This window comes from Roseburia sp. 1XD42-69, from assembly GCF_003612565.1.
In the GTDB taxonomy this organism is placed as follows: Bacteria; Bacillota; Clostridia; order Lachnospirales; family Lachnospiraceae; genus Roseburia_B.
This window is the reverse complement of the sequence record NZ_RAZG01000013.1, coordinates 74,827-98,527: the sequence shown is the minus strand read 5'-3', so window position 1 is coordinate 98,527 and position 23,701 is coordinate 74,827. Positions and strand designations below refer to the sequence as shown.

The 23,701-nt window shown below is 43.5% G+C and carries 25 protein-coding genes; 17 read left to right on the top strand and 8 right to left on the bottom strand.

Annotation, left to right across the window (positions count from 1 at the left end):
* The 6 genes from D7Y06_RS08985 to D7Y06_RS26960 form a co-directional block, all read left to right on the top strand.
* The coding region (locus tag D7Y06_RS08985) for a phage tail protein (protein WP_330566416.1) at positions 1-1,280 on the top strand (1,280 nt) is incomplete at its 5' end.
* Positions 1,281-1,295: 15 nt separating this feature from the next.
* Positions 1,296-2,129, top strand: coding sequence for a hypothetical protein (locus D7Y06_RS08980; protein WP_120407468.1), 834 nt, complete (start codon positions 1,296-1,298; stop codon positions 2,127-2,129).
* Positions 2,120-4,144, top strand: a complete 2,025-nt coding sequence (locus tag D7Y06_RS08975; RefSeq protein ID WP_120407467.1) for a hypothetical protein — start codon at positions 2,120-2,122, stop codon at positions 4,142-4,144. Before D7Y06_RS08980 ends, D7Y06_RS08975 begins: the two co-directional genes overlap by 10 nt.
* 2 nt (positions 4,145-4,146) lie before the next feature.
* Positions 4,147-5,223: a hypothetical protein gene (locus tag D7Y06_RS08970; protein ID WP_120407466.1), complete on the top strand. Its 1,077-nt coding sequence runs from the start codon at positions 4,147-4,149 to the stop codon at positions 5,221-5,223.
* 138 nt (positions 5,224-5,361) lie between these two features.
* Positions 5,362-5,841, top strand: a complete 480-nt coding sequence (locus D7Y06_RS08965) for a phage holin family protein (protein ID WP_120407465.1) — start codon at positions 5,362-5,364, stop codon at positions 5,839-5,841.
* 2 nt (positions 5,842-5,843) lie between these two features.
* A complete protein-coding gene (locus tag D7Y06_RS26960; RefSeq protein WP_243119190.1) occupies positions 5,844-7,400 on the top strand; it encodes a glucosaminidase domain-containing protein in 1,557 nt (518 codons plus the stop codon).
* A 56-nt stretch (positions 7,401-7,456) separates the two neighbouring features.
* On the opposite strand, the gene D7Y06_RS25920 is transcribed toward D7Y06_RS26960, so the two are convergent.
* Positions 7,457-7,624 carry a hypothetical protein gene (locus D7Y06_RS25920; RefSeq protein ID WP_158591328.1) on the bottom strand — a complete coding sequence of 56 codons (168 nt, stop codon included), beginning with the start codon at positions 7,622-7,624 and terminating at the stop codon, positions 7,457-7,459.
* Positions 7,625-7,803: 179 nt separating this feature from the next.
* Entirely contained in the window at positions 7,804-8,025 is a 222-nt protein-coding gene (locus D7Y06_RS08955) for a hypothetical protein (protein ID WP_147415615.1), read from the bottom strand.
* 198 nt (positions 8,026-8,223) lie between these two features.
* Here D7Y06_RS08955 and D7Y06_RS08950 point away from each other — a divergent pair, with 198 nt between their 5' ends.
* The 6 genes from D7Y06_RS08950 (at position 8,224) to D7Y06_RS08935 (ending at position 12,690) form a co-directional block, all read left to right on the top strand.
* Positions 8,224-8,436 (top strand): helix-turn-helix domain-containing protein, encoded by a 213-nt coding sequence (locus tag D7Y06_RS08950; RefSeq protein WP_243119188.1) that lies wholly within the window; start codon positions 8,224-8,226, stop codon positions 8,434-8,436.
* A gap of 116 nt (positions 8,437-8,552) precedes the next feature.
* Positions 8,553-8,708 carry a hypothetical protein gene (locus D7Y06_RS26495; protein WP_199714669.1) on the top strand — a complete coding sequence of 52 codons (156 nt, stop codon included), beginning with the start codon at positions 8,553-8,555 and terminating at the stop codon, positions 8,706-8,708.
* 385 nt (positions 8,709-9,093) lie between these two features.
* Positions 9,094-9,264, top strand: a complete 171-nt coding sequence (locus D7Y06_RS25915; protein WP_158591327.1) for a hypothetical protein — start codon at positions 9,094-9,096, stop codon at positions 9,262-9,264.
* A gap of 225 nt (positions 9,265-9,489) precedes the next feature.
* Positions 9,490-10,512, top strand: coding sequence for a threonine aldolase family protein (locus D7Y06_RS08945; protein WP_120407463.1), 1,023 nt, complete (start codon positions 9,490-9,492; stop codon positions 10,510-10,512).
* Between the two features lie 20 nt (positions 10,513-10,532).
* Positions 10,533-11,369, top strand: a complete 837-nt coding sequence (locus D7Y06_RS08940; protein WP_147415614.1) for an ATP-grasp domain-containing protein — start codon at positions 10,533-10,535, stop codon at positions 11,367-11,369.
* 1 nt (position 11,370) lies between these two features.
* Complete coding sequence (locus D7Y06_RS08935) at positions 11,371-12,690, top strand: bifunctional folylpolyglutamate synthase/dihydrofolate synthase (protein ID WP_158591326.1); 1,320 nt, start codon at positions 11,371-11,373, stop codon at positions 12,688-12,690.
* Here D7Y06_RS08935 and D7Y06_RS08930 read toward each other — a convergent pair.
* Entirely contained in the window at positions 12,638-13,507 is an 870-nt protein-coding gene (locus D7Y06_RS08930; protein ID WP_120407460.1) for a DMT family transporter, read from the bottom strand. The two genes, D7Y06_RS08935 and D7Y06_RS08930, sit on opposite strands and share 53 nt — an antisense overlap.
* Positions 13,508-13,618: 111 nt before the next feature.
* On the opposite strand from D7Y06_RS08930, the gene D7Y06_RS08925 reads away from it, so the two are divergent.
* From D7Y06_RS08925 to D7Y06_RS08915, 3 genes are read left to right on the top strand one after another with little or no spacing between them, the layout of a single operon-like run.
* Positions 13,619-14,104: an RNA polymerase sigma factor gene (locus tag D7Y06_RS08925; protein WP_120407459.1), complete on the top strand. Its 486-nt coding sequence runs from the start codon at positions 13,619-13,621 to the stop codon at positions 14,102-14,104.
* Positions 14,101-15,312 (top strand): hypothetical protein, encoded by a 1,212-nt coding sequence (locus D7Y06_RS08920; protein ID WP_120407458.1) that lies wholly within the window; start codon positions 14,101-14,103, stop codon positions 15,310-15,312. The genes D7Y06_RS08925 and D7Y06_RS08920 overlap by 4 nt, the downstream gene beginning before the upstream one ends.
* Positions 15,313-15,332: 20 nt before the next feature.
* Positions 15,333-15,968, top strand: coding sequence for a YkgJ family cysteine cluster protein (locus tag D7Y06_RS08915; protein ID WP_120407457.1), 636 nt, complete (start codon positions 15,333-15,335; stop codon positions 15,966-15,968).
* 42 nt (positions 15,969-16,010) lie between these two features.
* Here the strand turns inward: D7Y06_RS08915 and D7Y06_RS08910 are convergent, their stop codons facing one another.
* Both D7Y06_RS08910 and D7Y06_RS08905 read right to left on the bottom strand, forming a co-directional pair.
* The gene (locus tag D7Y06_RS08910) at positions 16,011-18,038 is read right to left on the bottom strand and encodes a methyl-accepting chemotaxis protein (protein ID WP_120407456.1); all 2,028 of its coding nucleotides are present in this window, start codon (positions 18,036-18,038) and stop codon (positions 16,011-16,013) included.
* Positions 18,039-18,076: 38 nt separating this feature from the next.
* Positions 18,077-18,832: an alpha/beta hydrolase family protein gene (locus tag D7Y06_RS08905; RefSeq protein ID WP_120407455.1), complete on the bottom strand. Its 756-nt coding sequence runs from the start codon at positions 18,830-18,832 to the stop codon at positions 18,077-18,079.
* A 220-nt stretch (positions 18,833-19,052) separates the two neighbouring features.
* On the opposite strand from D7Y06_RS08905, the gene D7Y06_RS08900 reads away from it, so the two are divergent.
* Positions 19,053-20,252, top strand: a complete 1,200-nt coding sequence (locus D7Y06_RS08900; RefSeq protein ID WP_147415612.1) for a PucR family transcriptional regulator — start codon at positions 19,053-19,055, stop codon at positions 20,250-20,252.
* Positions 20,253-20,266: 14 nt separating this feature from the next.
* On the opposite strand, the gene D7Y06_RS08895 is transcribed toward D7Y06_RS08900, so the two are convergent.
* The 3 genes from D7Y06_RS08895 to D7Y06_RS08885 are packed head-to-tail and all read right to left on the bottom strand — an operon-like array spanning position 20,267 to position 23,347.
* Positions 20,267-21,310 carry an alpha/beta fold hydrolase gene (locus D7Y06_RS08895; protein WP_120407453.1) on the bottom strand — a complete coding sequence of 348 codons (1,044 nt, stop codon included), beginning with the start codon at positions 21,308-21,310 and terminating at the stop codon, positions 20,267-20,269.
* Positions 21,311-21,322: 12 nt separating this feature from the next.
* Complete coding sequence (locus D7Y06_RS08890) at positions 21,323-22,672, bottom strand: MFS transporter (protein WP_120407452.1); 1,350 nt, start codon at positions 22,670-22,672, stop codon at positions 21,323-21,325.
* Between the two features lie 24 nt (positions 22,673-22,696).
* Positions 22,697-23,347, bottom strand: a complete 651-nt coding sequence (locus D7Y06_RS08885) for a TetR/AcrR family transcriptional regulator (RefSeq protein WP_120407451.1) — start codon at positions 23,345-23,347, stop codon at positions 22,697-22,699.
* Between the two features lie 97 nt (positions 23,348-23,444).
* On the opposite strand from D7Y06_RS08885, the gene D7Y06_RS08880 reads away from it, so the two are divergent.
* Positions 23,445-23,645, top strand: coding sequence for a hypothetical protein (locus D7Y06_RS08880; RefSeq protein ID WP_330566415.1), 201 nt, complete (start codon positions 23,445-23,447; stop codon positions 23,643-23,645).
* Positions 23,646-23,701: the final 56 nt, after the last annotated feature.

The following is a 23,701-nucleotide window of genomic DNA, read 5'->3' as shown; positions in this document are numbered from 1 at the left end:
TCTCCTTTGCTCTTTCACTTGATAGTATAGGTTGTTCAACTTTTTCTGTCCACACTTATATACTAACACCAATGCCTAAAATCCCGGAATTTGCGGTAAATATTATTATTGCCCTGATAGATGGGCTAATAACGGCTATTCCTTTGCTTGTCGAAGCAACGCCGCAGATTGTTGCGGCTATTGTAAACGGTCTGATTAATGGGATTCCCCAGATTTTAGAAGCGGCAGGCCAGCTAATCTTAAGATTGGTTGAGAAGTTTTTAGAATTAAAGGATGCCCTGTTTGGCAAAATGGGGGAAATTGTTGACGGCATTAAAGAGAAATTTTTTACCCTGAAAGAATCCCTGGCTGAAAAGATAGGCGAAATCGTGGAAGGGATTGCGGAATGGTTTTCCGAACTTCCGGACAGAATCGGGGAAATTATTGATAACATTGTCCAGTGGTTTTCCGAACTCCCGGAAAGGATAGCCTACCACCTGGGATATACCGTTACAAAAACCATCCTTTGGGCTGTCGAGATGCGGGCAAGGGCAATAGAAGCCGGAAAAAATTTTATAGATGGCGTTATTGCTTTTATCAAAGAACTTCCGGGGAGAGTGTGGAACTGGCTGATTACAACAATAGCCAAAGCCGCAGCATTTGTAGTTACCATGCGGTTAAAAGCAAAAGAGGCGGGAAAGCAATTTATAGATGGCGTGATTGAGTTTATTAAAAATCTGCCAAGCCGAGTATGGAAATGGCTTACGGATACGATTGCAAAAACAATCGCTTTTGTAAAGGATATGAAAGAAAAAGCCAAGGAAGCAGGCAAAAATTTCTATGATTCCATTGTGGGAGAGGTGCAAAAAATCCCTGGAAAAATGGGGGAGATTGCCGCAAATATTATTGCAGGACTGGTTAACGGTATTAAAAATGGCATTTCAACCGTGAAAAACGTCATAACAAACTTGGCACAGAGCGCTATTGACGGTGCCAAGGCAGCACTCGGGATCCACTCTCCATCCAAAAAATTCCGCTGGATAGGCGAAATGTGTGTGGAGGGTATGGACCAACCAATAGAAAGCTATAATCCCTACGCAACCTTAAGCAAATCCATGCAAATGGGAAAAGGCGTTATGCGTATGGAGTATGATGCGTCCACAGCAAATACAAGAAAGGACATGTTTATAGATTATGCCATGATGGGCAAAGAGATGCTCCGGGCATTTAAGTCCGCAGGGCTTACGGTAAAAATCGGAAGCCGTGAAATGGGCAGGATTGTAAGTGATGCTATGGCGTAAGAGAGGTGGGGCCCCTTGGAAATATATTATGTAAACAGCAGAAATGAAAAAGTATATCTGGACAGAGAGCCTTATAAAATGCTCTCTTCCACCTCTTTGTTTGATTATGAATGGGAGTATGCCACCCAGGGCAGCGCCAACCCCAGAATTACCAAGTTTAGCCAGACAATGCAGGAAAAAGATTTTGATATCCGTATTTTAAGCAGCGGCACAGCGGATTTTAAGGAAAAAGCAAATCATTTGCTGTCAACATTTGAAAAGGATGTATTTTCTGTCTCTCCTGGCAGGCTTTATGTAGGGGACTGGTATTTAAGGTGTTACATAAGTAAAAGCAAAAAGCCAGAGCGGTATTTTAATGCAAAATCCTCCCTGCTTAAAATAAATGTTATCTCGGAAAATGGTATGTGGACAAAGGATGCAACAACCGCCTTTGGGAAAATTACCAACGAAATGTATAACCTGGCAGGGCTTGATTATGCGTATGATTACCCCTTTGACTATTCCAACAGCCTTACCAGCCAGCTTTTGATAAATGAAAACTATGCCCCTGCGGATTTTGAGCTAACTATTTTCGGCTCCTGCGTAAATCCAGCTGTCAGTATTGGGCTGCACACATATGCGGTAAATGACAGCATTGTACTTGGGGAATATATTAAAGTCAACTCCAGAACCAGAAAAATATATAAGGTCAAAAACAACGGGGAAAAGGTGAATCTTTATGACCGCCAGGGAAGGGAGTTTTGGATTTTTGAAAAAATCCCTCCGGGGAATTTAATTGTGGCATGGCCTGGGGGGTTTGGGTTTGAAATAACGCTAATGGAGGAGAGGAGCGAGCCTAGATGGATTTAATCTATGCAGACAAAAACCGGGCAGAACTTGGGGAAATCATGGATTATGAGATGGATTTGGCATACGGTTCGGAGGAAAATGACTTCGAACTAACCGTTGGCCTTAACCTTTCGTGCTGCCAGCCAGGGTATATGGTTTACTTTAGGGATACGGAGTATGGGGGGATTATAGACAGTATCTGTCCGGACACAAAGGAAGATACGGTAACTTACAAGGGCCGTACCTGGCACGGGATCTTGGAACATAAGACCATCGAACCAGATGCCGGATATGATTACCTTTATGTGTCCGGTGATGCCCACGAAGTCTTGCGGTTTCTCATAAAAAGATTTGGCCTGGAAGGTTTATTTTCAGTAAAAGATACAGTGAGCGGGATTTCCATTGTGCAATACCGGTTTCCCAGGTATGTATGCGGATACACAGGAATACAAAAAATGCTCCTTTTGCATGATGCAAAGCTGGTTATGTCGTATGCAGACAGACATGTGACTTTGTCTGTTATCCACAATTATGATTATTCCCAGGATGAGGAGTGGACAGCAGACCAGTTTGATTTTTCTATTCAAAAAAACTACCGTCCAGTAAACCATTTGGTCTGTCTTGGAGGAGGAGATTTAAAGGAACGTGCCGTTATCCATTTATTTACAGATGGATACGGAAGGATACAACCATACAAAATGGTAGAAAATCCTTTTAAAAACGAACAGTATATTTTGGACAAACGAAACCAGGTCCTTTTTGGGGCTGATGAAGTGGCAGAAATTTATGATTATTCCAATGCAGAAAAGGTTGAAAATTATGTATTGCTGCAGGAACAGCCGGGCGATTGGGAAAATAATTACTGGAAATATTATTGCATCAACACACAAGAAGGGGCAGGGGGATACAAACAGCTTGAATATGAGGAGGAGTTGGTTTATACCGGAATGCATACAAAGCCCCCGGACTGGGAGGCCAATTACGAAAGCTATTATGAGTATAACTATACGGACCAGACATATAAAAAAGTGACTGCTGTATCAAGAGATATTTACACTCCCTTAATCACAGGGGGCGTAATTACCCAGCTTTGGATAACAGATTATAAAAACTATTATGAAAAAAACGGAGAGGAATATTCCCCCGCAAAATCTGTTACAAAATATATTTATACACAACTTTTAGAAAAACCCGCAGACTGGGAAACCAATTACGGCAGTTATTACTATTATTATTCGGACGGCACAGGAGACGATTATAAAACAATAGATGGGGTAAATGTGGATAATTATATCGTCCAGCCCCGGATGCCTACTGATTGGGGGGGAAAGTTTGGCAATTATTTTAAAAAAGTTGCCATTTACCGCTATTGGTACAAAGAGGCGTCGTACTCTGAGACAAAGGATAAAAAGGTTCTGGTAATCGAAAGACCTGTTTATTCGGACGGAAATAAAATGGATACATACGACAACAAAAAGGGGTATAGGAGATTTTGGAAAAAAACAGTATTGCGCTATGAGTATCAAAAAATATCCGGGGAAAAGCCGCCGCAGTGGAAGGAAAATAAGTATTATACCAACGTTCCTTACAAGGTGGCGCCGCGGTTTATACCTGGATACTACAGTTGTACCAGTTATGAGGCAGCACCAACTTATGTGGATGGGAAATTTTATAAAAAAGATACGGTTTCTGGTGCTCCCGAGTTTAAGCTTGAGGTTATCGGGAGGCCAATGCCAAAATATTTTTCTGCCGCTTCTATCAAAAAGGTTCCGGCCTTTGCCCCTAAAACATTTTTTGAAAAGTTTGAAGATAAATATATTGGGCTGACAGAAGCAGGAATTGGAAAATTAGAAGAAATTTATGCAAAATCAGAAGAAATATCCGCTGATTTATCCCCAGAGCAGGAATATGATATCAACGATATTGTGGGAGCAAAAGAACATATTACAGGTACGAGCTTATTTCAACCCGTGACTAAAAAAATTATAAAAATAAAAGACAGAGTCCAGACGATTGAATACAAGATTGGAGATTGAGTATGGTACATTTGATTACTGGTTACGCAGGAAAGCCGCATGTTACATCCGCATCAGACGGGGCATTAAACGCCGGGATATACGGCAAGGGAAAATATATTTTAAACATGGGGGAAAAGTTTGCTTATGAGATTATCAGTAACAACCTGATAAAAATTAAAAGCGGATTTGCCATTAACCAGGGGAGGAAAATCGAAATTGCTATTAATGATTATGAGGAGGTGACAATAGATAACGGCCTGCAGGGTATGAAAAGGTGCGACTTAATCGTGCTAAGGTATGAAAAAAACTCGGACAGTGGGATAGAGACAGCAAACCTTGTTGCGATAAAAGGCACCAGCACCGATGCATACGCAGAGCCGGTATATACAGAGGGTGATATCCTTACCGGAAAAGCCGTAGATGATATTTTGCTCTATAAAGTTTTTATCAATGGACTAAGCATCGAAAACGTAGAATCTGCTTTTACTTTGACGGATAGTCTTATGGACATTCTGGCGGAGCAAAAGAGAGTATCTTCCGGCATGGGACAGCAGATTTCCGCTCTTGCCGCAAACATGTCCAACTTGGGAAAATCTGTAGCTGAGGGTAAACAACTGCTTGCCGCTACTCTCAGCGGATGGGGTAATCCAACGGTAAGCGACGCCACTTTTGAGGTTTTAAATACAAATATGGCCGCAGAGTTTGCGGCTACCAGGGATGCCGCATATTCCCAGGGAGTGGCAGCAGCAGACGGAAGAGCACTGCCTGGCACAGTCAATTATCAAAGCGGCTGGAATGCGGGGGTAGCGGCAGCAGACGGAAGAGCACTGCCTGGCACAGTCAATTATCAAAGCGGCTGGAATGCGGGGGTAGCGGCAGCGGATGGCAGGGCATTACCTGGCACGGTCAACTATCAGTCTGGATATAACCAGGGTGCCAGCGATAAGCACACCGAGTTAGTAAACTTGCAACATTCCAGTCTGGTAAATGGGAGCGGTTCTTTTGGGGCATGGATAGCCTTATGGATAGTTTCAACAGACCAAATTTTTATGCAAGTTTTTTACAATACCGGTATGCACAAAATGATTTTTGACTAAACGCAGGGAAATAGAAAGATTAGATTAGCTGTGGGATATGGAGATATTAACGCATCCGTAAAAAATGCATCCTCAAACTTAGCGGCACTTTGGAATTTTTAAACCAGCACAATAAAAATAAAAAACGGAGGAAAACGAATGAAAAGCAACTATTTAAACACAACAAAAGGAATTATCACAGCAGTGACCGGATGCCTGTCATCCATCTTAGGGGTTTTATATATCCCGGTATTATTACTGTTAGCCAGTAACGTCATTGACTACATAACCGGGCTTATGGCGGCATCCCAGAGGCCCGGGGGAGGTATCTGCTCCTATAAAAGCATCCGGGGCATCACCAAAAAGGTAAGCATGTGGCTTTTGGTAATTGTCGGGGCAATGATTGACGCACTGCTTAAATACTCGGCTGATACTCTTGGTTTTGCAATGCCCTTTAGCTTTTTGGTGGCATGTGTAGTGGCTATCTGGATTGTATGCAATGAGATTATAAGCATCCTGGAAAACATGGTGGATATCGGCATCAAACTGCCCGCCTTTTTAATGCCATTAGTAAAGAGCATCAAAGCCTACACAGATAAAATCACGGCCTTGCCGGAAGAAACAGAAGAGGAGGAATAAGCATGAAAGAACAGGAATTTATAAACAAATTAGCCCCTATCGCAGTAAAGGACATGCAGGCAAGCGGTGTACTGGCATCCGTAACCATAGCCCAAGGATTTTTGGAATCAGGACATGGGACGGAAGAGCTTGCCCTAAAAGCAAACAATTACTTCGGAATGAAATGTAGCTTAAGCGGCAATACATGGAAATCTGCCTGGGACGGTAAAACAAAGCACACCAAAAAAACCAAAGAGCAGACAAAGGACGGGAAGGAATACACCGTCACGGCAGCCTTTAGAAAGTATCCGGATATGGAGACAAGCGTAAGAGACCACAGCTTATATCTTACCGGGGCAAAAAACGGCTCTAAACTTAGATTTACCGGACTGGCCGAGGAAAAAGACCCACGTAAAGCAATTACAATTATCAAAAATGGAGGGTATGCCACAGATACAAAATATGTGGACAAGGTTATGTCCATTATAAACAGATACAACCTGACACAGTACGATAAAGCGGCCAATAAGGATTCCGGGCAAAAACCGGATATCCAGGTTATCCCAAAACTTGCCACAAAAAACAAATGCTATAAAAATGCCAAAAAAATAACCCCAAAGGGCATTATGCTCCACTCCGTTGGATGCCCCCAGCCTGACCCAATGGCCTTTGTAAAAAACTGGGACAATGCAAATACATCCGTGTGCGTACATTTAGTTGTAGGCAAAGACAAAACAGCCTACCAGATCTTACCCTTTGATGTAAAAGCCAACCATTGCGGCAGCGGGGCAAAAGGCAGCGGCAATAATACATACATCAGTTTGGAGATGACAGAGCCGGCCACAATTAAATATACGGGAGGCTCAAGCTGGATTGAGTTAGGCAACGGCGCAAACACAAAAGCCCATGTCTTATCCACATATGCTAACGCAGTGCAGGTTTTTGCCCTCTTGTGTAAGCAGTACGGTTTTGATCCCTTAGACGATAACGTTATCATGAGCCACCAGGAGGGCCATAAAAAGGGCCTGGCAAGCAATCATGGGGACGTGGGCCATATCTGGGATAAGTTTGGCCTGACCATGCAGCATTTTAGGCAGGACGTAAAAGCGGCAATGGGGGGCATGGCAGTACCGCCGTGCACCGTACCATCTGTGGATGCGTCAAGCGACGATACAAGCCGCCAAAAGGTAAACCCCTTAAATGGTACGGTAAAAGTCATTTACAAAGGATTCGGCGGGCTGAACATCCGAAAAGCCCCCTCCATGCTTGCGGAGGTTGACCAGGTAGTAAAAGCGGGCACATTTACCGTTGTCGGGATTTCTGCAGATGAAAAATGGTACAGGCTGAAAAGCGGCCTTTTTATTACCTCTATCCCAGACTATGTACAGTTTAAAGCCACCACGGAACAAAAGGCCGCCACAGCCGGGACAGGCTACTACAGGGTACGCAAATCCTGGCAGGATGCAAAGAGCCAGATAGGGGCATTTAAGAATAAAGATAATGCCATAGACCTTTGCAAGCACAACAAAGGGTACAAAGTTTTTGAAAATGACGGGAAACAGGTTTATTCCGGCAAATGATAAAAGAGATATAAGCAAAAAAACAGGCAGCAGGGATTACCCCGCCGCCTGTTTTACTATGCAAATGCAACGTCAATAATATCTTCTCCGCAATTAACATAGATATTTTCCCCTAATATTTCAGCTTGCTTTTCTGCATATTCGATAGCTTCTTTTTCCGTTCCACAAAAATCATCCAAAATATTTTCTCCATCTTCGTCCGTAAACCAATATCTGTTTTTCATATCTTCTCGCTTTCTCCCTGTATTACCCGACAGGGACGGGAAGAAATTATTTTCTGCTTGCAATATATTTCTCTGCCTGTTTTCTGGTATCAAATCTGGAGCTTTCCAAAACATGAAACCCCGGCATTTCCGCCGGACGCACACAGCCTAATTGACTTTTTTGAGCCGTTGGGACGGCTTTATAAGTTTTTGGAAACCCACCTTTTTGCGCTTGTAAGGGTTTTGCAGGTAACAAGAGTGATAAATTCTACTCTATTAACTTCAACGTCATACAGACAGTTTTCGTTTTCTGTTATCCAAACAAATTTTCCGTATTTTGGATGGTTTATTTCCTTTGCCCAGCAAGTAGGTTCTCCGTTTTCTCCGTCGCAATCGTGTACAATATTCCAAATATTCTTCATATCCATTCCCTCCTGTTTGGTTTGTTGTTGTTTTCTTGCTATGGTCATATAATACACCAAAATTAAAGCAAAATCAATATACAAATACACCGAAAATAAAGTATTTTCTTTCATGTGTTTTTGTGCATTATTTATAATGTAAAGCCCTTGAAATGGATTTAAAGATAATGTATAATTTAAATGAGAATATTGGAGGTGGTGGAAATTTTTGTATATAAATTTGATGTATTGGAAAATCTGAAAGAGTGTGGATATAACACAACGAGATTGCGAAAAGAAAAGCTGTTAGGGGAAAATGCAATACAATCTTTACGGCGTGGGGAAATGGTTGGAATAATCGCTCTTGAAAAAATCTGCAAGTTGCTGGATATGCAACCCGGAAACATTATAAAATATGTAAGCGACGATTAAAATAAAAAACTTTAAAAATAATGTAAAAACCTATTGACAGCACTTTAAAAATGGTGTATTATATAATTGTCCAAAGGAACAGCGGACAATAACCCGAAAGGGAGAAAGGGGAACGAATGAACGATATGCCAGTATTTAAAAGTTTTTTGAGGGAGCAGTTAGAAAACCAGAAGGAACTGGAAAAAGCAATCAAAGAAAAGGATTACGAGAAAGCCGAAGAATTGATTGCAAAGATGATTGACCGGACACAGAAGGGAATTGAGGACAACTAAGAAGGTCAAGGGAACTGAAAAGGGCGGCAGATAAAAGCCGCCCGATTCAAAAAGATTATAACATGCTAAATCAAATAATATTTAGGAGGATGGCTATGAGATATTATGTAAATTTTGGCACAGGAGCAGGGGACGAATGGGTAGACGGAACACTTGAGGACGCAAAAAAGCGGCAGAGAACGGCCTTGCATATACACAGACAGACGTAAGGACACAGACGGAGGACGGTGAGGACGTGGCAGTGCTTAAATGGTACGGAGTAGAGCCGGGAGAGGATGATGTTTTGACCGCAAGATTTGGAAATTCCGGTTTTTATGGTGAATGGCGGGAACATTAAACATAAAACGGATAGGATAAAGGATAAAAAAGAAAGAGAGGAAAAACGATGAACAACGATTTAACCAAAATAATAGAGGATGCCAAAATGTCAGTACTATATGATTTGCGTTTAGCTATAGAGCAGGGAAGAGACAACTATACCAAAGAGGAGATTTTAAAAGAAATTGATTATGCTGCAAAAATATATAAGAATCTTCTAAAAGGAGGTGAAATATAAACGTGTAAAGAAAATGTCCTTATTTTGTCCCAAATTCGCCAATCAAAGCGTGTAAAACCGCTATTAACCATTTGACTTTTAATCAAGTTGTCCGGGGTTCGAATCCCCGATGTCTCATGAGCGGAAAATAGCGGAATCCCTTATAAATAAAGGGGTTTCGCTATTTTTGCATACAATTTGATATTCTGACAGGGATAATTTTATTTGAAATGAAGGAGGAAATGTATGCTGCATTTTGACAGTGACTATATGGAGGGAGCGCATCCTGAAATATTAAAGAAACTTTCGGAAATTAATTTTAAGAAGAATCCGGGATACGGGATGGATGCCATCTGTGAATCAGCACGGGAAAAGATAAGGGCGGCCTGTGGTTGCCCGGAGGGGGAAGTGTATTTTTTCGTGGGGGGAACCCAGACAAATGCCACGGTTATCCGGGGGCTTCTGCGCCCCTTTGAGGGAGTGCTTGCAGCGGACAGCGGCCATATCAGCCTTCACGAGGCAGGGGCGGTGGAAGCCGGAGGTCATAAGGTAATCACCATTGAAAACAGGGAAGGAAAGCTTTGTGCAGAGCATGTGAGGGAATATCTTTTGCGTTTTTACGGGGATGAAAACCATGCCCATATGGTCAGGCCGGGAATGGTGTATATTTCCCATCCCACGGAGTACGGAACCCTTTACACAAAACAGGAGCTTGAGGAGCTTTCCAAGGTGTGCCGGGAATATAAGATTCCCCTGTATTTAGACGGTGCAAGGCTTTCCTATGCCTTAGCGGCGGAAGGGACAGATGTGAATCTTAAAGTGATTGCAGAAAACTGCAATGTTTTTTATATTGGCGGAACAAAGACCGGGGCTATGATGGGGGAGGCGGTTGTTTTTCCAAAGCCTTTGGAGGAGAATTTCTTTACCATTGTAAAACAGAGCGGGGCGTTACTGGCAAAGGGATGGATTCTGGGAGTGCAGTTTGATGTGCTGTTTACAGAGGAGTTATATCTAGAGTGCGGCAAAAACGGAATCAGGACAGCTTCTATGCTTCGTAAAGGCCTTAAGGAAAAAGGCTATTCTTTTTATATAGAATCCCCCACCAATCAGATATTTGTGGTGTTGGAAAACACAAAAATGCAGGAGCTTAAGGCAAAGGTATCTTTTAGCTTCTGGGAGGCATTGGATGAAAGCCATACAGTGGTGCGTTTTGCCACAAGCTGGGCCACGCAGGAAGAAGAGATAAAGGAACTGCTTAATTGTCTGTAAAGCGGATAAAGAGGCGGGATATGAAAGGTTATCTGATTGAAAAATATACGGATATGGGAAATGCCTACACTACAATGCGGCTTTTAGCGGAGGCAAAAAAAGCAGGGATTGACTTATCTCCTGTGGGAGTCTCAGACACTGCCCTTGTGGAAGGGATTTTGATGCATAGGGGAAAAAGACTGCAGGAAGTGGATTTTATAATAAACAGGTATAAATACGGAGTAATCAAAGACTGCATCAACGGGCTGGCAGAGAGGCAGTACAATAAACTGGAGGGGCTGAATCGGTTTGTAAATAAGGCCAATGAACTGATAAGCCTCACAGGGTGCAGCCTTTGTTTTCCCAGATATATTTTGGGAAGGCAGGGCATTTCCTATGAAGAGATTGCAGACCTGATGGGAGTTCCTTTTGTGGCAAAAGGGCTTTTAAGTTCCCAGGGACGGGAAGTTTTTCTTATCTCTAATAAGAAAGAATACCAGGAAATCAGAGGAAAATATGGGGAGGAAGAACTGCTGTTTCAGGAGTTTATAAAAAGCAGCTATGGCAGAGATGTGCGTTTTTTCCTCCTGAAGGGGGAAGTTTTGGCTTGTATGGAGCGCAGGGCAAAACAAGGTTTCCGGGCCAATTTTGCCCTGGGGGGCAGTGTGGAGAAATACGAAATCAATGACAGGATCCGGGAAATTGGAAAAGAGATATATAAAAAGACAGAGTTGGATATGCTGGGGGTGGATTTGCTTTTTGGAGAGGAAGATTATATGTTTTGCGAGATAAATGTAACCCCTGGAATAGAGGGCATAGAGAGGGCCTGCGGGGTGAATGCGGCAGGAAAAATCATTGCGTGTGCAGGAGGCCGGTAACATGTTTCACACAAAACAAGAAGCTATAGATTTCATTTATGAATCCTATTTGAAAGCCCAGCCTTATTTAAATTACAATGACCCGGACGGGAAAAAAAGAAATCCCGCATGGACAAAAGAAATTTTAAATGAATTGGCATTTGGGACTAATGTTTTAATCACAGGAAGTAAAGGCAAAGGTTCCGTGAGCCATATGCTCACCTTGATTCTGATGTCCCAGGGGATAAAAACCGGCCTTGTCACCAGCCCCCATATTACAGATTTTTGTGAGAGAATCCGGGTGGATGAAACTGTAATTTGCGATGAAAAACTTTTGGAGTACGCAGACAGTTTAAAAGGGAGGATTCGCAGTATCCCTGTAAAGCAGGGGGGATATGTAAGTCCTGTGGGAATCATTCTTGCCTTGGCTTTTTCCTGGTTTCGAGAGGAGAATACAAAGGTTCATGTGCTGGAATGCGGAAAAGGCGTCCGTTATGACGATACCAGGAATATTAAGCATGACTACAGTATTGTCACCCCGGTATTTAAGGAGCATACCAGGGAGCTGGGAAAGACCATAGAGGAGATTGCCGGGGATAAAAGCCGGGTGATACAGCCGGGACAAAAATATGTATTTCTGGCGGAGCAGCAGGAGTGTGTAAACCGTATTTTTTGGGACAGGGCAAAGGAGTGTGGGGTGAGTGTGAGACAGTACGGGAAGGATTTTTTCTGTGAAAATATTTCTTTTGGGGAAGAAGGAATGTCCTTTGATGTGGTAACGGAAAAAAAGAGGTACTGCGGAATAAAGCTTCCGCTTTTCGGAACCCACCAGGCAAAAAACTGTGCCCTTGCATTGGCTTTGGGGGAGGAAATCTCCGGGAATTTGGAGGAGGATGGGGCAAAAGAATTTCTGGGGAAGATGCATTATCCCGGAAGGATGGAAATTGTAAGCAGGCATCCCTTTACCCTGTTAGACGCCTGCATTAACCCTGCCAGCGTTCCCATGTTAAAGGAGATCATAGAAAGAGTTCCCCACAAAAAACTGGCGGTTATTCTGGCGATTCCGGAGGATAAGGATTATCTTGGTGTGGCATCGGCGTTAAAAGAAGAAGCGGCCTTTATGGTGTTTACCTCCACGGAAAACCCCCATTATCATTTCTCAAAGCAGCAGGCAGAAAAAGCAGGGGGATTTCCTTATATAGAAGGGGCAAAAAAAGCATATGAGTATGTAAAAAATATGGATGCGGATTTTATCTGCATTCTGGGAACTACCTCCCTTATTACGGATTTTAAGAAGCAGCCTTTTTTCCCAATATCCATTTGTAAACGGCGCAGGAGATAATGATAATATATCCCATGACACTGTAAATATCCGGTATCTGGTCTAAAAATAAAAAACCAAGGAGCGCAGCAAAAATCACCTGTGTGTAATCGAACACGGAAATTTCTTTTGCCGGGGCAAAGGTGTAGGCCCGGGTGATGCAGAGCTGCCCTCCTGTGGCGGATATTCCTGCCATAAGAAGGGTGGCAAACTGGGCAGTGCTCATGGGTTTAAACTGAAGGATTAAACCCGGCAGGGTAATAAGGCAGGAAAAAGTGGAAAAGAACATGACAATCACAGGGCCTCTCTCCCCCATTTTTCCCAGTTTCCGCACAAAGGTGTAGGCAATTCCCGCCCCAAGGCCCCCCAGGGCGCCGATAAGTGCATAGACAGAGGTAAGTTCAAAGGAGGGTTTGATGATAAATAACGACCCAAGAAATGCCGCGATAACTGCAATCCACTCTTTTACTGACGCCTTTTCTTTCAGGATAAAATAGGAGGCGATAATGGCAAAAAAAGGGGAGAGTTTGTTTAACATATTTGCATCGGAAATGTTTAACCTGTCAATGGCGTAAAAGTTAAAGATTAGCCCTGTTGTGCCAAAGAAGCTCCTGAGAAAAAGGGAGGGATAGCTTTTTTTCTTTATATGAAAACCTTCGCTGCTTTTTGACAGCATGGCAAGGGATACAAGAGCCGCCACGGCATTGCGGAAAAAAGCTTTTTCCATGGTGGGCAAATCTCCCGAGAGCCGTACAAAAAATGTCATCAGGGCAAAGAAGAACCCTGCGCAGATGACAGAGATAATTCCTTTTGTTGTGCTGCTTTTTGTCTGATTCATAGATATTACCCCCTTTTTTGATAATCCTTATATAGTATAGCAAAAAATCTTAAAAGTGGTGAAACTTTTTTCAGGTTTGGTTCGTATTATTAGTAGAAAGGATAATAAGTTATGACTAACAGAGAGTTGGAAAACTATTTTAAAACTTATTATGCCCCATGCTACCGGATAGCGTTTACACAGATGAAAACAAAGTCAGATGCTGAGGATGTGGTGCAGGAAGTGTTTCTGCGCCTGTTAAAGTACCAGCCAGGTTTTGAATCTTTGGAACATGAGAAAGCGTGGATGATAAGGACGACCTTAAATTTGTGCAGGGATGTGTTAAAAAGCAGGTGGAGCAGTACCATACGCATGGAAGAGTTATCCATGGAAGATAAAAACAGTTTTAAAAATCCCTATGTGGATACGGATGACACACTGTGGAGCCTGTTGGAGCTGCCCCATATGTACAGAATCTGCCTGTATTTGTTTTATTATGAGGATTACTCTGTAAAGGAGATAGCCCAGGCGCTTAAGGAGCCGGAAAACACCATAAAGACCAGATTGAAACGGGGCAGGGAGCTTTTAAAAAAGAAATTGCAGGAGGAAAAATTATGACGGTAAGCGGCATTGGAAACAGAGCATACATGGAAAAAATTGCAGGGAGCGTTAAGAAAGGCAATCGGGAAGAACAAAAGAGGGAGTTCGGCGAAGTGGCTGGCAAGCTGGGAAATAAATCCGATGAATGTGCCGGGGAAAAGGAAACAAAAGGAACAAAGACGGGGAGCCTCCAGTTGGATTATCACTCCGGCAGGATTTCCAGCCTGCTGGCTGTAAGTGATACAGGGAGAATCCATGCCGAATCCACGGTGGAGTGTGAGACGAAGCATATTACATACGCCCAGAGCGATAAAGTGAAACTTTATGCTGTCTCCGGTTATACTTTAAAGGCGCAGACTATTTTAGATGAGCACAAGGTGTATATTGAGCAGAAAAATGAGGATGGAAGCGTACAGGGATACATGGTAAATCCCTTAAAGGTGCCGGAGGATTCAACAAATCCCGTGGAACTTTTGGCAAAGGAATGCTGGGAGAATACCAGGGAAATTATAAACGACGGAACTTTTACGGAATCTGATTTAAATAACTCCGAAGATTCATCGGAGACATCCGGGGGAAAGACTTTAGAAGAAGCTTTGCTGGAGTTTTATGATTTTGTGAAAGAGCGGGTGAAAAACGGGCCGCCGAAAATTCAGACAGGGGGCGGGGAGTTTTCCATTGAAGAGTGGGATAAGCTGATGGAAGATATGGACGATACTCTGGATGCCTTTAAAGAGGAACTGCGGGAAAGGATTGCCAAGGAAAAGGATAAACAGCTTTTGTCCAGCGATTCGGAAAAGACAGCCCTTATCAATGCTGCGGATGACAGTGGGGATGAAGAGGTGACAGAGGTTTCAGCTCCCCAGCGGGGCAGCAGTTTTGCAGATATGCTCCAGGGGAAAAAGAAGGCCCCCTATTCCTTCCTTGCAGATGAAAGCGGTGTGATTAATTATAAGGGTGTCATTTTCCATTGTGATGACAAGAAGCAGCAGATTACCCTTGGTGATGTGTCAGATGAGAAAAATGTGATTACCATTCCTTTATCTAAGGGGGGATGCCTGAAAGTAAACAGGGATAATATAGGAGATTTGGCAAAAGCTATCGGCATGTTTTCCCCGGAGGATGTTAATTTGATTTTGCGGGCCATTGCCCAGGACAATAAAGCCAGGGAGATGCAGATGGAGATTGATGAGACGGTGAATGGACTTGGGGTGAAAAAATCCTGAACATATTTATAGGAGGAAACATGGATACGCCACACCAATTATATGGGATAAACGATATGGTAAAAGCTGACTGCGGGGACTGCAAGGGGTGCTTTTCCTGCTGTCAGGGCATGGGGGCGTCGATTCTTTTAGACCCATACGACGTGTATCTCTTAAAGAAAAATCTCCACAAAACCCTGGAGGAACTTTTGGAGCGGGAAGTGGAGTTAAATATTTCAGAAGGAATGATTTTGCCCAATTTGAAAATGCAGGGAAAGGAAGAAATCTGCGGATTTTTGGATGGGGAAAAGAGGTGCGGCATCCACCCTTTCCGGCCGGGGTTGTGCCGCCTGTTCCCACTGGGAAGGCAGTATGCAGATAACCGTCTCTTTTACTTTGTCCTTAAGGATGCCTGCGCCAAGGAAAAACGCAGCAAAGTCAAGGTGAAAAAATGGCTGGGAGTTCCGGAAATCAAAGATTACCAGGAATTTTTAATACTGTGGCATGATTTTCGCAGAGACTTTGCCCAGGCGGGAGACGGCGCAGGGGAAGGGATGGTTAAAAGCAGAAATCTTTTTGTTTTAAACCAGATGTATGGGAAAGATTTTGAAACCCCGGAGTTTTTCGGGGAGTTTGCCCAAAGGGTGGCGGAGGTACGAAAAGGATTGGGTTTATAATCTTTCCCATACAGCAGGCGTATAGAGGACGGAGAGAAGCGTTCAGACGGAAAATCCGCTGACGCTTTTTTCCATTTCATTGTAAGTAGCGATTAAGCTTTGGGAAATGTCTAAGGTGTCTTTTATCATTTCCCGTACTAAATCCATGGACGCCAGGGTTTCCTGGGTTCCCGCCGCATTGCTTTCGGCAATGAGGGAGAGGCTTTGTACAACCTCCACCACAGCCAGCCTTTCTTTATCCATTTCTTTCACAAAATTATAAATTGCAGTAACTTTTTGGTTAAGAATCTCAAATTCCTGGTATATCTTCATAAACATGTCTTCTGTATGGGAAAGCTGCCGGCTTTGCTCCAGAATAATCTTTTTTGTTTCATTCATGGAAAACACAGTTTTATCAGATTCGCAAAGCAATGTGCTAATAGTGCTGTCTATCTGTTTTGCTGAGTTGTTTGACTGCTCCGCCAGTTTTTGGATTTCTCCGGCCACAACGGCAAAGCCCTTTCCTTGTTCTCCTGCACGGGCAGCCTCAATGGATGCATTGAGAGAAAGCAGATTGGTCTGTTCTGCAATTGTGGCTATCAGTTGGGAAGAATCTTTAATTTTCTGGGCAAACTCATTGGTAGACAAAATCTGTGCGCTGATATCCTCTATGGTTTTTTCCGTGCTGCGGTTTACCGTAGACAAAGCTTTTACTGTGTTTCGCATATCATCGCTGGTGTGGCGGATGTTGCCGGCATTTTCATTTAACTGTTCTGTCTCTGCCATGGTTCTTTTTATGATTTCACCCAGATGCAGCACACTTTTGGTTGCCTCCTGGGTTTCGCCGGCCTGCTGAACGGCGCTGTCTGAAATTTCCCCAATAGCTTTTTCCACATTTTCCACTGCATCTTTTGTGACAGTTACTCCTGAGTACAGGGAATCGGAGGTATCTATGAAATCGGTGTTTTTTTCTTTGATAAGCCCTACGGTATGGCTCACCGTTTCCGTTAAGTACAGAGTAGCTTTGGCTATCAGCCCCACTTCGTCTCTGCGGGCAACATAAGGATCCAGTTTGTTTTTAAGCGTCAAATCCAAAGTCCCTATTTCTTCGATGATATGGGATATGTTTACAATATCTTTCGCTATGAGTCGGCCGGCCATCCATACGCAGGCGGAGATAACGGCCAGTATTACGATGCAGATAAGGGACAGTGCAGCTGACAGCTTGTGAATTGGGGCATAGATCTGGGCACAGTCAACCACCGCTGCAAGAACCCAGTGCCTTTCAGGCATATACTGATAAACCGCCATCATTTCTCTGCCATTTTCCATATATTCGTAAAATCCGTCTTTGGATTGTGCTAATTCCATTATCTTTAATATATTTTCCTCTTCTACGGCGGAACCTACGGCTTCTTCTTCGTCACAGAAAATGTATGTATTTTTTTCCGTGTCTAACAATATGTAGTTCATCTGTGTTTCGCCGCTGTCGACTGTCAAGCTGGTTAGGGTTTCCCGCAAATTTTTTGAATAGATAGCTCCGCCCACATAGCCCAGGGGTGTTTCCCCGTCAAAGATGGGATAATACAATGAAACCACCTGTTCTCCTGTGGAAAGAGAGGCCATAATCCCTGTGTTCCATATTTCATGGGAATCAAAAACTTCGTTTCTTAACTGCTGCAGGGCATCTCCTTCCCGGAGGGTCTTGCCCACAGGCCCCTTGACATAAGAAGCCAGAACAGTGGAATTGTAGTCGGCCAGATACACATTTTCCAGATTCTGATTCACCAGGGCATAATTGTCGGTAAATTGCTGCGCTTTTTCTGCTGCCTGGACATTGCCAGGCTCCATTAAAGCTTCCTGAAGTTCCAGAGACTGCCCGTAACCTATGATATATGCCTCGGCAGACCGGACATACTGCTCTGCAATTTCACTTCTGGTTTCCACTGCATCGTTCATTTCCTTTAATATTTCTTCTTTCATAAGAGAAGAAACCCGGGCGTTTATAGCCTGCCATAATATAATAAGTCCCAGTGTCAGAATGATAATGACGATACTGCTGATTTTTACTGCCAGTTTCATATTTCGCATTACTTTTTATCCCCCATTCAGCGTATTGCCTGGATATATTACTTTTCAGGCAGAATCCATTTTAAAATCGTGTTCCGGGACAGTTCCATTACCTGCTTTGTCCCTTCTTCGGTAAAGCCGTGTCCTTCCCCAGGAAAAATCTTAATCTGTGCATGGGAATATACCCTAGCTGCATGCCTGCTGTATTCCGGCGGAACTGCGGCATCCCTGTCACCATGCATAATGAGCACGGGCCCATGGAAATGGCTGATGGAGGAATAAGTATCCACGTTCCGTAAAGAGGCAAAAAAAACTTTTCCCAGCTTCATGCCCCAGAAATCTTCTTCCGGGGGGATATCCTCATCCCGGGGAAATTTACTGTTCCAGTTATCTGCAATGCACAAAGCAGGGTACAGCAGAATCAGGCCCCGGAGAATAACTTCTGGCTCCGCTGCTGTGAGGGCGCTGACCAGGCCGCCCTGGCTTTCACCAAAGAGGAAGATGTTTTTGGGGTCTGCCCATTCCCAATTTCTGACAGTGCGAATGACGGCCATTAAATCCTCTTTTTCTGTAAAAATAGTCATATCTGTGGTTGCCATACTGCTTCGGGAATGTACCGATCCGCCGCAGAAATCATAGCGGAAGGAGGCAATTCCTTTTTCCAGGAAATATCCGGCATATTTTTCAAAACTGTCTGCGCTCCCATTATAGCCGTGGCTGAAAATTACCACAGGCATCTTTTTATTGTCCGCCAAAATAGAGGCAACGCCATAAATTTTACGGTTCTCACAGCATATCAGAACTTCTTTTTCCATATAGCAATGACACCTCTTGTCCCAATTTTATTACATCGATTGTACCAAGCCGTTATTTGTTTTTCAATGCTTTTAAGGAGAATAGAGCCATTTCTGTGCTGAATGCATATTCTTTGTGACATTTGCACATTGTTTAGCTGCTGAGGTTTTATTCTTTTCCAATACTGTTATAATTAAAGAAGGCTTGAAAAACACATCTTATACCTTGGAGGAAAAATCAATGACTTTTGAAGAATTGTCTCAGAGTTTGCATCATGTTGTACTGGAGTGCAGGAATGCCCTTTGTGATTGTGTGCCGGAGGAGGGGATTTTGTTCCTGCTTCCTCCTCCCGCCGAACCAAAGCGAGGCACGGTTTTTGCAGGTTCCGTTTCTGACTGGAAAGCCGCCTGCACAAGCGGTATGGTGTATGATGGGTGTACATATCTTATATGCAGGGAGGGTGAAATGCCCAAAGACCTTCCCAGCACAGACAGGCGGGTGAATCTGCTTTTTCTCGATACTTCTGTGCAGGCAGCGGTGCAGTTTTTGGCAGACATTCTTTCCGGAAAATCTGCGGTGCAGCAGCCTGTTATGGTGCAGATGTACCAGAATTTTTGGAAGGACATAATGTTTATGCGTATGACAGACTCCGCAGAGATAGGTCTTCGCATGAAAGAGTTTCCCTTTCCTGTACACACGTACATTGCCTGTATTATCCTCCGGCATTCATATCCCCAGCATAATGGCCGTATGCTGGAAATTCAGCAGGCCCTGGAAGAGTTTTTTCCAGATACCAATCTGTTTTTTGACGGAAAGGAATGGATTGTCCTGTACTCACAGGAACAGGAGGCTTATGACATTTTAGACATTTCTTATGGAGATTTTTCAGAGTTGCTTGTTCATTTTGGCATGGAGGCGGGGGTAAGCTATGTGAGCCGTTTTCCGGAAATGCTGCGGACGCTTTACCTGACCGCCGCTGCATCCATAGATTTGGGAAACGGGCTGGAGATTCCTCCTTCCCTCAAAAGGCTTTACACTTACCGGCAGTATAATGCCTACTATGTAATTCATCTGTGTGCCCAGAACTATGTGGAAACACATAACACGGATAACTTTCTTTATCTGACTCATCCGGATATCATCAGGCTGTATTATTATGACAGGGAAAACAACAATAATCTTCTGGAAGTTTTATTTACATATCTTTCCTGTGAGAAAAATGTGAAACATACAGCTAGGATTCTGTATGTCCACCGGAATACGGTATTAAATAAACTGAATAAGATAGAATCTGTTTTAAGCCATAACCTGGACTATGATTCGGATCATTTTCTGCTTTTGCTGTCATGTATGATTATGAAATACCAGCATACTTATACAAAACGGGATGTGAATGATTTTTTTGATACCTCTGTTCCCGAAGGAGGATTTGATAAATAAAATTGATTTGGCATTCAAAGGTTTTCGGGGGTTTCTTCCATGGATTTGGCAGATTCACTGTATAAGGAGAAAAAGTTTAAAATTTTAAACCAGTAATGCTCCAATACTTCTGCTCCTGCATTAAAAATTTCATGTTTTACTCCGGGAACTAGGACAAGTTTAGCTCCGCTCTTTTTTTGCCGGTTTATTTTTTTCACAAAACGCACCTGCTCTTTATTTGAGACAAATGTTTCCTGTCCTGCCTGAAATACCAAAACGGGACAGGTAATGTTTTTCCAGGCTTTTTTCATAAGATGCCGATTCAGTCCTGCCGTCTGCAATAGCCAGCCGTAGGAGGCGCCGTTCATTTGAAAGTAAGGCTGGTTTTGCCGTATTTTCTGATAATAATGAAATCTTGCCTCTGACACAGAGGCGCTGTCCTTAAACGCTTCCAGGCCGTCATAGGGATGCTGTCCCATGATATACGCTTCGCTTTTTCCCAAGGTGCAGAAGGTCTTTGCTATAAGGCAGGCCAGTCCCCAGGGCACGGGTTTGCTGCTTGGGCGAATCATAGGGGAGGACAATACTATTTTAAAAAACAGTTCCGGCTCTTTGGCGGCAGCAGCCCCGGCAATTCCCCCGCCCATGGAATGGCCGTAAAGGCACAGGGGGAAATTTGGATAGGCTTTTTTTGCCATATGGCTTACAAACAGTAAATCTTCTATGTATCTGCGGTAATCATCTACGTGGACCAGGGATAAATCCTCCACATCGCGGCACATCCGGTAACTCCTTCCATGGCCGCAGTGTTCCGGCATAAAAACATGATAACCATTCTTTAGAAAATAGTAAATGTTTTCCAGATGTTTCTCTATGGTTTCTGTGTAACCGTGGGAGAGAATGACCACGCCCTTTGGCTGGTCACTAAGGCAGCGGGCATAGAATATCTTTTTCCCAGGCTCACGTTCACAGTATTCTGTTGTCATTCGCGCTGAGAGATAGGGCTTTACAACAGTTTCCATCTGATTACAATATTCTTCTTCCAGCAGCAGTATGTCCTGCAGGGTTCCTTTTTCCATTTCCGGGTTCTCCTATAAAATATCCTGGTTAATTTTGGTTTCATTGTAAAAAAGGAATAAAATTCCTCCAAGGAGGCAGAAAGCTGCGGCAAGAAATGCGGCAATACGGTAGCCCGTCCCGGCTGTGCCGCCTATGGTGGAAATGGCTGTAAATAACAGCATGGACAGGCTTTGCCCCAGTTTAAAGGCAAAAGTTCTTGCAGCATAAAACATGCCTTCCCGGTTGCTCCCAGTGCGTTTGGCGTCGCTTTGGGCAATGTCGGCGACAACAGCCTGGGGGAGAATCCCAAACACCGCCATGGGCAGGGATGCCGTTACCATAAGAATAAGCCCCTGCACATTGGGGGAAATCACAGAAATTTTTCCTAAAAATCCGGTGTATAAGTAGGACAGTGCAAATATTCCAAAAGCGCCTAATATCAGTTTCCTTTTTCCAAACTTTGGGGCAAGTTTGTTTATGGGAATATAAAATACCAGGGAGAGCCCGGTCATACCTACAAAATACAGGGTGGTCATGGTTTCCGGAAGTTTTAACAGGCTTGTGACAAAAAAGGGAAGTCCAGTCTGGAACATGGTAATGGCAATCCAGTAGAGAATATCCGAGCCCACAAATTTGCGGAATTCCCCGTTTTTAAAGGTGGAGGCAAGGGAGGAAAACGCTGTATCCTTTGAGGGGACGGTGTTGACGTAATCTTTTTCATGGATAGACCACACCGGAATCTGCATACACACAAAGGCAATCACCGCCATAATGGCAAAAGTTATGCGGACGGCATTTACCCGCCCAAAGGCAGGGATGAACAGACCCCAAATGACAGGGGCAAGATAAGCCACCGCTGTGCCTGCGATAAAGGTGAAAGAGATTACGGTAGAGATATTCAGCCGCTCTGTCTGGTTGTGCCCCAGTTCCGGAATCAGGGCGTTGTAGGGGGTGCAGTAAGCTGTGATGGACAGATAGTATGCCATGACCATAACAAACAAAAAGACGGCATTTAACTGGCTGTTCTCATTTACCGGAGACCAGAAAACAAGTACGGTGGAAATTGCCAGGGGAAGGGATGCCCATTTTAAAAAGGGAATGCGCCTGCCTTTTTCGGAAGTGCACCGGTCGGAGAGTGAAGCAATCCACGGGTCTGTAATTGCATCAAAAAGCCGTCCAAAAGCGGTGATGCCTCCAATTACGGTAAAAATTCCCAAAACCACCAGCCCCTGGGGGATAAATATAGTCTGTCCCTGGGCGATAGACGCTTCGTCCGGCTGATAAAAATAGACCAGCCAGTTTGAAATTAATCCCGACAGTAAAGACCAGCCGAACTGTCCTGCCGCAAAAAGCCATATTTTTCCTGTAGATAACGATTTCATGCCATACCCTCCGATTTTTCTTTTTTAACAGTTCCTGAGACCTTTTAAAAGCAATTCTCCTGCGATTTTTACCTGCAATGACAAATCGATCTGCCCGTCGGAAGAGAGAATGCTGCCGCTGTATGCAAGTTTCTGCAAAAGGCTTAACATCATATGCATTATGGTAAAATAAACTTCATCCACAGTATAGGAGAAAGAAAGGCTCTTATCCCTAAGCCCCCTCTCCAGGGCTTTTGTCACATAAGGTTTCAGGTTTAAAATTTCTTCTTCATATTCCCCCAGCCGTTCCTGTGAAATCTCATATTTCCGCACAAAAATATCAAATTCCTGCAAGAACTTTAAAAACAGGGTTTCTTCTCTGAAAATATTTTCAAAAAGATGAAAAATACACTGGAGCTGGCCATAGCCTGTCATTCCCAGGTACATTTCCCCCTCTAAAGTTCCAGCGTATTTATGGGCAACCCTCTGCCAGTAAGAGATGCCTGCCGAGATGGCCAGCTCTGCTTTTGTCTCAAAGTAACGGTAGATTGTGGCCGGCCCCACGCCGGCTTTTTTTGCCACCGCCTCAATGGATGTATCTTCAATTCCCCTTTCACAAAAAAGATCTAAAGCGGAATGAAGAATTTTTTCGGTGCGTTTTTGCATTTGCTGTTTACGGATTTCAGATTCTGCCATGGAAATCCCCCTTTATTCCTGCAAGCAATGGAGAAAATAGCTAGGCGTGATGTAGATATTTATTTTGTGATAGTAATACTATCACAAAAGTACGAGGATGTCAAGCGGGAAGCTGAATGCACAGTATCCAACGTTAAAAATAAAATATACGAAAGTATTCCATGACAGATTTTTGATTCTTGACTGGGCGATAGCCTATCATGTGGGGGCATCTTTGAAAGACGCAGGCATTATCAAAGACATATGGCAAAGGCTGGACTGGAAACAGATAAACTATTTTGAGATTAGTGTGGTATAGTTCCTTAGAAATCTTCATAAATTCTTTATTTTTTCTTGTTATGCTTTTTTCACAAA